10 protein-coding genes and 1 pseudogene are annotated in these 12,832 nt (G+C 65.9%); 2 read left to right on the plus strand and 9 right to left on the minus strand.

The window, feature by feature from the left end:
• Window positions 1-133: 133 nt before the first annotated feature.
• The 3 genes from IFU00_18510 to IFU00_18520 form a co-directional block, all read right to left on the minus strand.
• A complete protein-coding gene (locus IFU00_18510) occupies window positions 134-1,144 on the minus strand; it encodes a cupin-like domain-containing protein (protein ID MBD8544273.1) in 1,011 nt (336 codons plus the stop codon).
• A complete protein-coding gene (locus IFU00_18515; GenBank protein ID MBD8544274.1) occupies window positions 1,131-1,841 on the minus strand; it encodes a SapC family protein in 711 nt (236 codons plus the stop codon). The genes IFU00_18510 and IFU00_18515 overlap by 14 nt, the downstream gene beginning before the upstream one ends.
• 140 nt (window positions 1,842-1,981) lie before the next feature.
• A complete protein-coding gene (locus tag IFU00_18520) occupies window positions 1,982-4,918 on the minus strand; it encodes a TonB-dependent receptor (protein MBD8544275.1) in 2,937 nt (978 codons plus the stop codon).
• A 599-nt stretch (window positions 4,919-5,517) separates the two neighbouring features.
• Between IFU00_18520 and IFU00_18525 the strand changes: the two are divergent.
• Both IFU00_18525 and IFU00_18530 read left to right on the plus strand, forming a co-directional pair.
• Window positions 5,518-6,348, plus strand: a pseudogene (locus IFU00_18525) (polysaccharide deacetylase family protein).
• The gene (locus IFU00_18530; protein MBD8544276.1) at window positions 6,328-7,101 is read left to right on the plus strand and encodes a glycoside hydrolase family 16 protein; all 774 of its coding nucleotides are present in this window, start codon (window positions 6,328-6,330) and stop codon (window positions 7,099-7,101) included. Before IFU00_18525 ends, IFU00_18530 begins: the two are co-directional and overlap by 21 nt.
• Window positions 7,102-7,106: 5 nt before the next feature.
• On the opposite strand, the gene IFU00_18535 is transcribed toward IFU00_18530, so the two are convergent.
• From IFU00_18535 to IFU00_18560, 6 genes are read right to left on the minus strand one after another with little or no spacing between them, the layout of a single operon-like run.
• Window positions 7,107-8,009: a LytR C-terminal domain-containing protein gene (locus tag IFU00_18535; protein MBD8544277.1), complete on the minus strand. Its 903-nt coding sequence runs from the start codon at window positions 8,007-8,009 to the stop codon at window positions 7,107-7,109.
• A 16-nt stretch (window positions 8,010-8,025) separates the two neighbouring features.
• Complete coding sequence (locus IFU00_18540; GenBank protein ID MBD8544278.1) at window positions 8,026-8,970, minus strand: type II secretion system F family protein; 945 nt, start codon at window positions 8,968-8,970, stop codon at window positions 8,026-8,028.
• 7 nt (window positions 8,971-8,977) lie between these two features.
• Window positions 8,978-9,958 carry a type II secretion system F family protein gene (locus IFU00_18545; GenBank protein ID MBD8544279.1) on the minus strand — a complete coding sequence of 327 codons (981 nt, stop codon included), beginning with the start codon at window positions 9,956-9,958 and terminating at the stop codon, window positions 8,978-8,980.
• Window positions 9,959-9,968: 10 nt separating this feature from the next.
• Window positions 9,969-11,315: a CpaF family protein gene (locus tag IFU00_18550; protein ID MBD8544280.1), complete on the minus strand. Its 1,347-nt coding sequence runs from the start codon at window positions 11,313-11,315 to the stop codon at window positions 9,969-9,971.
• 38 nt (window positions 11,316-11,353) lie between these two features.
• A complete protein-coding gene (locus tag IFU00_18555; protein MBD8544281.1) occupies window positions 11,354-12,529 on the minus strand; it encodes an AAA family ATPase in 1,176 nt (391 codons plus the stop codon).
• Window positions 12,530-12,559: 30 nt separating this feature from the next.
• Entirely contained in the window at window positions 12,560-12,832 is a 273-nt protein-coding gene (locus IFU00_18560; GenBank protein ID MBD8544282.1) for a hypothetical protein, read from the minus strand.

The following is a 12,832-nucleotide window of genomic DNA, read 5'->3' on the forward strand; positions in this document are numbered from 1 at the left end:
CCCGGTGCCAGCCAGTTCCGATTAGCCTACTGTCGGGGTCGTGTCCGAATGTCAGACCTGACCCCGGCTTTTGCTAGCCTACTGTCGAGATCGTGTCCGAATGTCAGACCTGACCCCGGCTTTTCAGCAGGTGTTAGCGGTTGAGGCGCTTGAGCAGTTGGGCGCGCATCATGCGCGAGGCGTTGTCGTTCATCGGGGCGAGCAGGCCGCGTGCGCCTGGCGGGATATGCGCTGCTGTCTCGTCATCGGCCTCGAACACGTAGTGCCGGAAGAGCTCGGCCCAGGCCGTGCGCTGCGCCGGCGGCAGGTCGCGTACCGTCATCAGGGCGTGCATCAGCGCGTTGTTGGGCGTGTCCATCCAGTCCGGCGACTGGCGCCACCAGTAATTGACCAGCACATTGACGTCGTCCAGCGCCTCGACGTGGTGCCACCACATGCTGGGGATGAACAGCGCGTCGCCCGGCGCCAGTTCGGCGCTTTGCGCCTGTGCGAGCGCGTTGGCAAAGCGCGGGAAGCGCGCAAGGTCGGGCTGTGCGAAGTCGACCAGGCTGATAGGCTGGCCGGCGGGCGTCAGGTCAATTGGGCCGATGTACAGATTGTGCTGCTGCCCTGGCGGGAACAGGGTGAAGCGGCGTCGCCCGGCCGCGATGCAGGCCAGGTTGTCCGGCAGGTCGTAGTGGGCGGCGATGCGGGTGCGGTTGCCGATCCAGATCGACGCCAGCGGGTCGCGCGCGCCCAGGTCGACATCGTTCTCGCCTCTGAAGCCCGGCAGCGCGCCATCGATCGTGGTCGAGCCGACGTAGATGGCGGGCGGCGCCGGCGTGGCCAGATGCTTTGCCAGTTCATCGAGCACGGCATCGAGCCGCACCCGCAGCGACTGGAAATTGAAGCCGTCGAGCGTGGCGTTGTAGAAGAAGCGGCCCTTGATGTCGGGCGGGCCGAGCATCGCATTGACGGTGGCGTCGCCGCACCAGCGGCGCAGATAGTCGAGCGCTGCCTGCTGCGACTGGCGCCCTGCAGCGACCACCGGCCAGTGCGCCACCAGGCCGCGCAGCAGCAGCGGCTCGGTCGAGGCCAGGATCGTTGCATCGAGATCGGCCGGCGTCACACCGGCGAGCTCGCGGATGGCGTTAGCGGCCGGCAGCATCGCGGTGATTCTTGCGGTCGATCAGGTTGCGGAAGTTCGACAGCGAGGCCAGTGCGAAGTAAATCGGCGCCAGGTAGCCCGCGGCGTGCAGTTCGGCGATGGCGCCTGCCTCGAGCGCGCCCAGGCGTTCTTCGTGGATCGTGAAGAAGCCGCCCAGGCGGTTCTGCGCACCGTTGTCGAATTCCATGTCGAGCACGAACGCATCGAGCAGATCATGGCGCTTGAGCGCTTCGAGAAAACCGATATTGGCCTGCACGCCGTTGTGGATGTTCGACAGCATGGTGCTGACCTTTTCCAGGTACTCGGTGTTGCCGCCATGCGGCTTGAACACCGGCTCGCCGTCGGTCGTGCTCACGCGTGGGTGGTCGAGGTCGACCTGGATCATCAGCTCGTCGCCATTGCGGCCGATGTAGAACGGCTGGCGCTCGTGCATCCATGGCACGAGCGGCGCATCCCAGCGGCCGTCTCGCAGGAACAGGTTTTCGTCTTCGGTAAAGCCCATCAACGCGATGGCTTCGAAGTTCGCGCCGTCTTCGAGCTGGCGGAAGATGATCGGATAGATCCCCTGCAGGGAGCGGAATTCGTCGGCGAAGGTCGGCACCCACGCGACTTCGCTGCCCAGGCCGGGGCGGTGGCCGGCGATGATGCGCAGGTCCTTGTGTTCGATATTGTTCAGCAGGGCGATATTGGGCATGGACGTCTCGTTGTCGTTATTGGAATCACGCGGTGAAACGACAGCGGCGGGCCGGCTGATGCCGACCCGCCGCTGCGGTTGCAGGGCCGGTGTGCGGGAAGTCTACTCCCGAATACCGGCGCCGGCCAGATGCTGCGCGATCAGAATTTGTAGCGCGCTGCCAGCATGTAACGCGGACCCGACTGCGTCACGAACAGCACCTGCTGCTTGGTGCGGCCGTGCGTGCGCTGGATCTCGTCGGTCAGATTGATGCCCTCGAACGAGACGGACAGGTTCTTGTTGACGTTGTAGCCGACGCTCAGATCGAGCTGGCCGTACGCTTCGACGTAGTTCGGGTTCGGGCCAGAGCCGTCGAAGGTCGACGACAGGAACTCGTCGCGCCAGTTGTAGGCCGCGCGCACGTTCCACTTGTCGTTCTCGAAGATACCCACCAGGTTGGCCGAGTCGCCCAGGCCGACCAGTGCGAACTGCTCGCCCACGCTGCCGTTGTCGTACTTCAGGCCCGAATTGACGTAGGTGTAGTTGGCCTGCACGCCGAAGCCGCTGTTGCCGAACATGTGCTGGAGGTTGAATTCCAGGCCACGAATGTTCGCCTTCTTCTGGTTCGAATACGACGTGATGCGGAAGTTCGCGACCGGATCGGTGCCGATGGCCGTGATGGTACCGGTGGCATCGCCCGACGCATTGTTCGGTCCCGCAACCACGCCCGGCTGGCCGTTGAAGTTACGGAAGATGTAGTTGCGGATGCAGGTGGTGTCCGCGGTCGTGCAGCTACCCAGCGCCGCATTCCAGTAGGCGCCGCCAACCGGCGTGCGCACGCCGAACGGCTGGGCGATGATCTGCGACTGGCCGGCGTAGTTCTCGAGCTGCTTGCGGAAGTGGTTGACCGAGATGAAGCTCTGACGACCGTAGTACCACTCGAGCGCCAGGTCGAAGTTCTTCGACTTGACCGGCTCCAGCGCCGGATTGCCCTGCGAACCGGTACCGCCTTCGACGCGCGCCAGCGTGTCGAGCACCTGGCCGCCGGCGATCTGGTCGTAGCGTGGCCGGCCGATGGTGTGACCGTAGCTGAAGCGGCCCTTGATGTCGTCGCGCAGCGCGATGTCGGCGTCAAAGCTTGGCAGCACGTGGTTGTACTTGCCCGTCAGCGTCGTGAAGCCCGACTGGCCGAACACCACCGGCAGTTCGTTCTGCGAGACCCAGCTGATCGCGATCGGGGTCGGCACCAGCGCGGTGGAGCTGACGTCCGTCTTCTCGTAACGCACGCCGAGCGAGGTATTGATCGGGTAGCGCGTGTTCCACTCGGTGTTGAACTGCAGATACAGGCTCTTCGATTTTTCTTCGGTGCGGCGGTCGGTGTCGTAGGTGGTCTTCGGCACGTACAGCTGCGGCAGTCCCGAGGCCTGGGCCACGATGTCGCGGATCTGGCTGAAGTTGAAGGTGTGGAAGCGGTCGAACAGGGCCGGGTTGTTGCTGCCGTTGACCTGGTCGAAGTACTTGCTCAGGCTATCGACGGTAAACAGGCTGGCCGGGTAGTCGGATGCCTGCGTCGCGCCGCCCCAGGTGTCGCGCTGCTGTACCGAGAACGCCGAGCGGTAATCGACCTTGGTCGCGCCCAGGCCGAACTTGACTTCGGATGCTTCCAGCACTTTCCAGCTGCCGTGCGTCTGGATCTGGTCGACTTCGGTCTTCATGTAGCCGTTCTCGAACACCGAACCGGTCACCTGCTGCGGAGCGCGCGCGTAGTCGGCGCCCTGGATGCTCAGGACCGGGAAGTCTTGCGAGAAGTCGGCGGTGGTGTTGCCGCGGCTGAAGCTCGCGGTGCCGATCACGTTGCTCGAACCCCATGGGCTGTTCGGGGTCGATTCGGCCGACGAGCTGTGCGCATCGAGCTCGAAACGCAGGTCGGGATTGACGCGCCAGACCGTATTGAAGCCCAGCGACTTGTTTTCGCTCCGGGTGGCGAAGTCCGACACGCCCATCGCGATGTCGGCGTTACCGGCCGGGATGAACTCGGTGTAGGTCAGCGGACCGGCGATCGGGCCATCGGTCCAGCTGCTCGACGACGGGCCGAAGTTGAACCACGCCGACATGTCGTTGCGGCGGGTGTGGATCTTGTTTTCCGAATAGGTGTAATCGAGTGTGCTGGTGATCGACTTGTTCGGTGCGAACTGGAACACGACCTGGCCGTTGGTGCGCTCGCGCTGCACGCCGCTCAGGTTGTAGTTCAGGTTCTGCGGGGTCTGATACAGGTCGGTCGGACCTGGGCGGTTGGTGATCAGCTCCGAGCCAGGCTGGCCTGGCAGCGGGATCGCACCGTAGGTTGCCTGGTCGCCGCGGAACGGGCCCTTCCAGCCATTGGCCACCGACGCGCGGTTGTAGCCCAGGTTACGTTCCTGGTAGCTGGCCGACAGGCCGATGCCGAAGCGGCCGTCGGCCGAGGTGTTCGAGTAGATGCCCGAGACTTCCGGCGTGACCTTGTTGCCGTGCTGGAGACCGTCCGGCAGGTTGGTGGCCGACGTGTCATGCACGCCCTTGATGCCGATGCTGGCCTGCATGCCAGGGCGCGACAGCGGCCGCGCGGTGATCACGTTGATGGTCGCGCCCACGCCGCCGGTCGGGGTTTCGGCGCGGCTCGATTTGTAGACCTGCAGCTGCGAGATGGCTTCCGAGGCGATGTTGGCGAAGTCAAACGCACGGCCATTGCGGTCGCCCAGGTTCGACACCGGCATCTGGCGGCCATTGAGCAGCACCAGGTTGAAGTCGGGGCCAACACCGCGTACGGTGATCTTCGAGCCTTCGCCGATTTCACGGTCGATCGACACGCCCGAGATGCGCTGCAGCGATTCGGCCAGGTTCGTGTCGGGGAATTTGCCGATGTCTTCGGCGACGATGCCGTCCACGAAGCCCTGCGCATTGCGCTTGAGGTTCATCGACGATTCGAGACTGGCGCGCAGGCCGGTCACGACGACGGTCTGCGTGCCGTTCTGGGCCGGGCCGGTGATCGATGCGGTGGGATTGCTGGCCGCGTCGACTGCCTGGTTGGGGGCGCTGGTCGCGGTTTCGGCTGGCGGCATGCTGGCCGCTTCCTGGGCAAACGCCGGCATGAACGCCGCGCATGCGCTGGCAACTGCCAGACTGATCAAGGTCTGTTTAGCCTTTGGGTAGTACATGTCTTCTCCTGTTTTTATAAATATGACCGTGCTCAGACACGGTGTCTCCGCCATCCGGATGCGTCGCCGCTGCCCCCGGGTACTGCCTTTCAAACCCGGGCGCCTCCTTGCCCGGCTACACGCCACCATGTGGTGCAGCGAGACCGATCGGCTAGTGCCGATGGCCTCGCTACGTGAATCGCCGGGTGCGCGCTGCACTGTGTCATGTGTCCTCGGCTCCTTGGCGGGTTGCGCCAATCGGGGATCGAAGGGAATTTATCCGTCACATGGAAACGTTTCCATGCAGTGATCTGAATCTTAGAGTTATGAAAATAAATTGTCAACGGAATATTCCGTTACCTCGTCAACCGGTGTGACGTAGTTTTGCAACACTTTGGTGCGCAGGCACCGCCGCCCGTCCTCACCAGACGTGCGTGGCGGGCGCACCGCCTGCATTGACGGGATGTCTTCGGCGGGCTATAGTCAGCTTGACGTTTTGGTAACGTTTCCAAACTGGAGCATGCATGCACCATTTTCTTGCCCTTTGCGCACGACGCGTCTCCCGCAGCACCCTGCTCGCCGCTGTCTGTGTCGCTTTCAGCGGTACCGTGCATGCTGCTGCGCCGGTGCCCGCCTTTGCCTGGCCCGGCGGCGCGCGCGCTGCGGTCAGCCTCGCCTACGACGACGCGCTCGACTCGCAACTCGACAACGCGCTGCCCACGCTGGACCGCCACGGCATCAAGGGCACCTTCTACCTGCAGCTATCGAGCCCGCCGGTGGCGGCGCGCCTGTCGGCATGGCGCGCCGCCGCTGCCCGCGGTCATGAACTGGGCAACCACAGCCTGTTCCATCAGTGCTCAAGCAAAGGCTCGGATCGCGGCTGGGTCGCTCCCCATCGCGACCTCGCAACGACCAGCCGCGCGCAGATGGTCGACCAGGTCCTGCTGGCCAACACGATGCTCGAAGCGATCGACGGCCGGCGCGAGCGCACCTACACGGCGCCCTGCGGCGACGTGCAGGCGCTGGGCGGCGACTACCTGCCCGCACTGCGCCCGGCATTCGTCGCGATCAAGGCGGGCAACGGGCCAGGCGTGCCGGCCTCGATGGCGGCGATCGACCCGTATCAGGTTGCCTCGGTCGGCCCGGTGGGCGCCAGCGGTGCGGAACTGATCGCGCTGGTGGAGCAAGCCGTCGCACGCGGCACGATGGTCGCCTTCACCTTCCACGGCATCGGGGGCGACCACCTGAGCGTGTCGTCCCAGGCGCATGAAGAACTGGTGCGTTACCTGGCTGCGCACCGTGACGTGGTCTGGACCGATACGTTCATCAACATCATGCAGCACCTCAGGCAGCAAGTTACACAGACGCAGGCGCGCCTGCCCGGCTGGACGCTTGCGTGGAGCGATGAATTCAGCGGCGCGACGCTCGACCGCACGATCTGGACACTGGAGACGGGCGGCCATGGATGGGGCAACAACGAGATGCAGTTCTACACGGCGCGGCCCGAGAACGTGCGCGTGGAGGATGGCCACCTGATCATCGAGGCGCGCAAGGAACGCTACGAAGGCAAGGATTACACGTCGGCGCGGCTCAAGACAGCCGGCCTGAAAGAGACGCAGTACGGGCGCTTCGAGGCGCGCATCAAGGTACCGAAGGACCAGGGCATCTGGCCGGCGTTCTGGATGCTGGGCGCTGACATCGGCAAGGTCGGCTGGCCGCGCAGCGGCGAGATCGACATCATGGAAATCATCGGCAAGGAACCGCGCAATGCCTACGGCACGCTGCACGGGCCGGGCTACTCCGGCGAGCATGCGTTCAGCAAACCGATCGCGCTGGACGACGCCGACTATGGCGATGACTTCCACGTGTTCGCCGTCGAGTGGGAACCGCAGGCGATCCGCTGGTACCGCGACGGCGTCCACTACCACACTGCCACGCCGGCCCTGGTGAAAGGCGACTGGGTATTCGAGCACCCGTTCTTCGTGCTGCTGAACCTTGCCGTCGGCGGTTACTGGCCTGGTTATCCGGACAGCACGACCGCGTTCCCACGCCGGATGCTGGTCGATTATGTGCGGGTGTACCGCAAGGATGCAGCGCCGGCGCCGTGACCGGTTCAACGCAGCGCCAGCGACTCTGCCCCGTCCGCATTCAGATGCAGCATGGCGCCGCGGTGCGCCAGGTCGCGGCCCAGCACCAGGCGCAGGTTGGCGGGCGCGGGGTGGTCGACTTCCTGCAGATGCACGCTGCCCACGCGCTGCGCCAGACGCCGGGCCGCATCGACGTGGGCTGCGTCGTATTCGATGCGCGTGTGGCGCACCGCAAAGCCGGGCTGGTTCGACAGGCGCGTGACCCGCAGGCCAGGTGCGTCGATCCGGCGCGCCAGTGCGCGCGCCATCCCGGTCACGCCATTGCCATTGCTGATCTCGAGGCGCGCCACGGCCGGAGGCAGTGACAGCGGCTGCAAGGCAGACTGCGAGGCAGACGGCACAACAGGCGCGCTGGCCGGTATGCGGCGCAGTTCCATCATGCCGTCCACGCCGACGTGGATCTGCGCCTGCGCCCAGCCGGGCTGTGGCGTTTCCATGGCCTGGCCGAGCGCGGCGACGCCCGTCTGGCCACCGGTCGCAGCGAAGTCGGCGCGCAAGTCGTGCTGGCGCAGCGACGCAGCCTGGCGCAGCATCTGCCGCGCGCGGGCATCCTGCCCCAGCGCCGCCAGCGCTTCGCCCAGCAACTCCCACGAATGCGCGACCAGCGGGTCGAGCAGGCAGGCCCGTTCCAGCGCCACGCGGGCAGCGTCGTAATCGCCACTGCGCAGATACGCGCTACCCAGATCGGTGAACCGGTAGGCAGTATCCGGTCCGGCATCAGCCGGTTGCGACGCGGCCAGGTCGCGCCAGACAGCAAGCGATCCTGGCTCCGCGCCGACTGGCGCCTGAAGCGGCGCGCACGCCGCAAGGCCCGCGCACAGCAAGGCCAGCCTGGTGAATCGGGTGCTCCGGTGAATGGTCAGGCGCATGGCAGCCTCCTTGGGTTCAGCGCGCGCTGGCCAGCGCGCTCATGGCACGGGAAATCTGGATCGCCGCCGGTCCCAGAAGAACCATCATCAGCGTCGGGAAAATACAGAAGATCAGCGGGAACAGCAGCTTGAGGCCGATGCGCGCAGCGGTTTCTTCGGCGATCATGCGCCGCTTGTGGCGCAGGTTGTCGGCATACACGCGCAGTGCGTCGCCCACGCTGGTGCCGAAGCGTTCGGACTGGATCAGCATGGCCACCAGCGTATCGACATCGTCGACGCCGGAGCGCAGCGCGAAATTGCGCAGCGCCTTTTCCTTGCTGAAGCCGGCGCGCATTTCCATCAGCACGATCTGCATCTCCTGCGCCAGCACCACGCTCTTGATATGGATTTCGGCGGCCACCTTGACCAGTGCGCGCTCCAGACTCAGGCCCGCTTCGACGCACACCGTCAACAGGTCGAGTGCATCGGGAATGGTCTCGAAGATCTCGCGCCGGCGCCGCTTGACGCGGCGCGCCAGTATGGCGTTGGGCAGGTAGTAGCCAAGCGCCGCGCCACACAGCAGGATCATCAGCACCATGCGGACCGACATATCCCCGCGCAACAGCATCACGGGCACCAGCACGGCGGGCGCCAGCAGCGCCAGCGCCGTCTTGGCCGCAAAGTACAGCGTCGGCGCCGCCGGGTTGCGCCAGCCGGCGTTCATGAAGCGGGTGCGCAGCGTCGATTTTTCCCAGCCTTCTTCGGGGATCGACAGCCGGGTGAGCGGCCGGGCAACGCTGGCGACACGCTCGATCCAGCGCAGGCGCGGCGCGTCACCAATGCCCGGCACCGCGCGCTGGCCGAGAAGACGGCGCAGACGCTCGCGCAGGGCCACCGGCGCGAACAGGGCCAGTGCGACCCAGCACAGCGCGCACACGACAACGAAGACAATCAGCAAAAACAACAGTTGCATGGTATTCATCGCGGCCTCATACGCGGATGCGGATAGTCTGGCGCAGCCACAGTACGCCAAAGATGATCATGCCCAGCCCGTACCACAGCAGCCGCTGGCCACTCGGGTCGGTCCACAGCATGCTGACATACTGCGGGCTGCTCAGCGTCATCACGCCCATCACGCCAAATGGCAGCAAGCCCAGAATCCAGGCCGACATGCGGCCTTCGGCCGACAGCACCCGCACCTGGGCCACGAGTTTCAGGCGGGCGCGGATGATGCCGCTGATATTGCCGAGGATTTCGGCCAGGTTGCCGCCCGAATCGCGCTGGATCAGCACCGCAATCACCAGGTAGCGCAGGTCGGTCAGCGGAATACGCGCGGCCAGGCCGTGCAGCGCTTCGTTCATCGGTACGCCGTAATTGATCTCTTCGCGCGCGATGCGAAATTCGCCGGCCAGCGGCTCGGGCATTTCATTGCCGACGATCTGCAGCACGTTGATGAACGAGTGCCCGGCGCGCAGCGCACGCGCGATGAAGTCTGCCGCCTCCGGCAGCTGGTACTCGATGCGGATCAGGCGCCGCCTGCGCATGCGCTGCAGCAGCCACCAGGGCAGGCCAGGACTGGCCACGCACAGGAGCAGGCGCACCGGCAGCGGCAAGGCCCAGATGGTGCACGCCACCAGGACCGTGATCACGCAGCCGAAGGTGGCGCCAATGAAGTGGCTGACGGTCCAGCGGGCCCCCGCCTGCACCAGCAGCGCATCGATGCGCTGGGCCAGGGCCGCCCGGTGCAGCAGCCGGTCCAGTGCAGGCCGGCGGCTGTAGGGGCGCTGCTTGAGGATCGAGATGCGTTCGCCCGAGCGTGTCTGCGTGCCGCTGGACATGACCTGCAGGCGGCGTGCAATGCGGCGCGCCGCGGCGCCGCGGGTACTCATCCACCACAGGTAGAAGCCTTCGACCGCCAGGATGACGGCGGCGAACAGCACCACGACGAAACCGTAGAACAGGATGTCCATGACCGATCCTTCAATCAAATACGCGGTCGGGATCGAACGTGTCGTCCGGCACCGGCACCCCGAACAGCTTGAGGCGGTCGGCAAAGCGCGGCCGCACACCGGTCGCGCTGAAGTGGCCGAGCACCCTGCCCTGCGGGTCGACGCCGCGCTGTTCGAACAGGAAGATCTCCTGCATCGAAATGACCTCGCCTTCCATGCCGGTGATCTCCTGCATGCTCACCAGCTTGCGCGTGCCGTCGGTCAGGCGCGAGACTTGCAGCACCACCGTCACCGCCGAAACAATCTGCTGGCGGATCGCGCGCGGCGTCAGGTTCACGGCGGCCATGCTGACCATGTTTTCCAGGCGCGAGAGCGCGTCGCGCGGCGTGTTCGAGTGGATCGTGGCGAGCGAGCCTTCGTGGCCCGTGTTCATCGCCTGCAGCATGTCGAGCGCCTCGGCGCCGCGCACTTCGCCCAGGATGATCCGGTCGGGGCGCATGCGCAGTGCGTTGCGTACCAGCGCGCGCTGCGTGACTTCGCCCTTGTCCTCGATATTCGGCGGGCGCGTTTCCAGGCGCACGACGTGCGGCTGGCGCAGTTGCAGCTCGGCCGCGTCCTCGATCGTCACCACCCGTTCGCTGGCCGGGATGAACCCCGAAATTAAGTTGAGCAAGGTGGTCTTGCCGCTGCCGGTGCCGCCCGAGATCAGGATGTTGACCTTGGCCATGCCCAGGCTTTCGATCACCCGGATCATCGGCGGTGCCATGCTTTTGTACTCGAGCAGGTTGTGCACCGTCAGCGGGCTGCCGCCGAAGCGGCGGATCGACAGGATTGGCCCGTCAACGGCCAGCGGCGGGATGATGGCATTCACGCGCGAGCCGTCCGGCAGGCGCGCATCGACCATCGGACTCGATTCGTCGACCCGGCGCCCGACGCGCGAGACGATCTTTTCGATGATCTTCATCAGGTGGGCATTGTCGTGGAAGGTGACGTCGGTCAGTTCGAGCTTGCCGCGCCGCTCGACCCAGACCTTGCTGGCGGTGTTGACCAGGATGTCCGAGATCGTCGGATCGGCCAGCAGCGGCTCGAGCGGGCCAAAGCCCAGCATTTCGTGCTGGATGTCGAGCACCAGGTGGTGGCGCTCGTGCTGGTTCAGCACGATGCGTTCGTCTTCGATGATGCGCTGGACCAGCAGCGCCAGTTCGTGCTTGAACTGTTCGGCGGTCAGGCGCTTCAGGCGTTCCAGGTCGATCCGGTCGAGGATCATCTGGTGCATCAGCTTCTTGAGCTCCTGGTAGGCCTGATTCGGGGCGTCATGCGATTCGGCGCCGGTCGGGCGCTCGGGGTCGGACAGTGCAAGGCGTTCGCGAAGGGACATCGATGTCTCCGGTGCGTGGTTCGAGCGTGGGGAACGAGTCAGTCGTCGTGATCCTGGCGCCCGAACAGGCGCCCCAGCAGGCCGCGGCTTTCGTGGACCCGCTGCGCGGTCACCAGCTCGACCAGGTCGGCCAGGCTGCGCGCGGCGGCGCTCGAGCGCGATAACTGCAGCACCGGCACGCCCTGGTTCACCGAATCGGTGACCGCGATGTAGTCGTTGGGGAAGGTGTGCACCACTTCGCAGCCCAACGCCGCATGCAGGTCCTGCAGGCGCAGCTTGCCGCCTTTTTCGTAGCGGTTGACGATCAGGCGGATGTTGTCGAGCACATAGCCGAGTGAGCGGAAGATGTCGAGCAGGCGGCGCGCATCGCGGATATCGGGCAACGCCAGTTGCAGCAACGGGTAGATCGTGTCGGTCACGTCCAGCGCGCGCAGCGACACGGCGTCGATCTGGCGCCCGACGTCGAGCAGCACATAGTCGTAGTGCTGACGCGCCACGCGCAGGATGGTGTCGATGTGTTCGGGCTTGGCCTGCCGCTCGTGGGATGGATCGTCGGCCGCCGCCAGCACGCCGAAGCCCGGCGTGACGTGCACCAGGCACGATTCGAGAAACGGCCCGTCGATGCGGGCGATCTGGGCGCACACGTCCGACATCGTCATGGCCGGCTTCTGGTCCGACACGTACAGGGCGGCGTCGCCGAACTGACCGTGCAGGTCAATCAGCAACACCTTTTTGCCCGCCAGCGAGGCGAGCGCGTAGCCGAAATTGGTCGAGATGAAGGTGGCGCCACTGCCGCCCTTGCAGGCGATGAAGGCCAGCACCTTCCCGTCGCGCATGGTCGACATGCCGGCGGCGCTCGCGATGCGGTCCATCGCCTCATGAAAGGCGCGGTGTACCAGCGGCAGTTGCAGCAGCTCGCGCACGCCGGCGCGCATCGCGGTAATCAACAGGTCGGGCTGGTGCTGGGTAGTCAGCAGCATCAGTTGCGCGGTCGGATACTGCCGGCCCAGGCGCTCGAGCAGGCTGGCCTCGGACGGTTCGAGGTTGCTGGCATCGACGATCACGAGTTGCGGCGCGTCGGGATCGGGGCGGTCGAGCGCCTCGCGCAGGCCGGCGCGGGTCGCGCCCAGGTGCAGGGGCGGCACCCGCGCGGCGCCCTGGGCGGCCAGTTCCGCGTACAGATGGCTGTCCCGGCTGATCAGGAGCGCTCTCATGAAATCCTCGGTAAGGGTAAAGCCGCGCGCTTACCGCGAACGGATCATGGGCGCCGGCTGGCCGGTGTCCGGTTGTGCGAACGAGCGCTCGTAGTTGTCGATGGCCGCGCGCGCGGCCCGGCCATCGAGCCCGGCGGCGGGGTTGCGGCTGGCACCCGCTGCCGGGTGGATCGTCTGTGCGGCCAGGTTGGCACGGGTCGCCGCGCCGAACTGGCTGTCCCATTGCGGCGTGGTCGAGATGCAGCCCTGCGCGCCGCAGGCCAGCAGCACCAGCGCCGCCCGGCGTGTGAATGTGGATGCCAT

The organism is Oxalobacteraceae sp. CFBP 8761, from assembly GCA_014841595.1.
Lineage (GTDB): Bacteria > Pseudomonadota > Gammaproteobacteria > Burkholderiales > Burkholderiaceae_D > Telluria.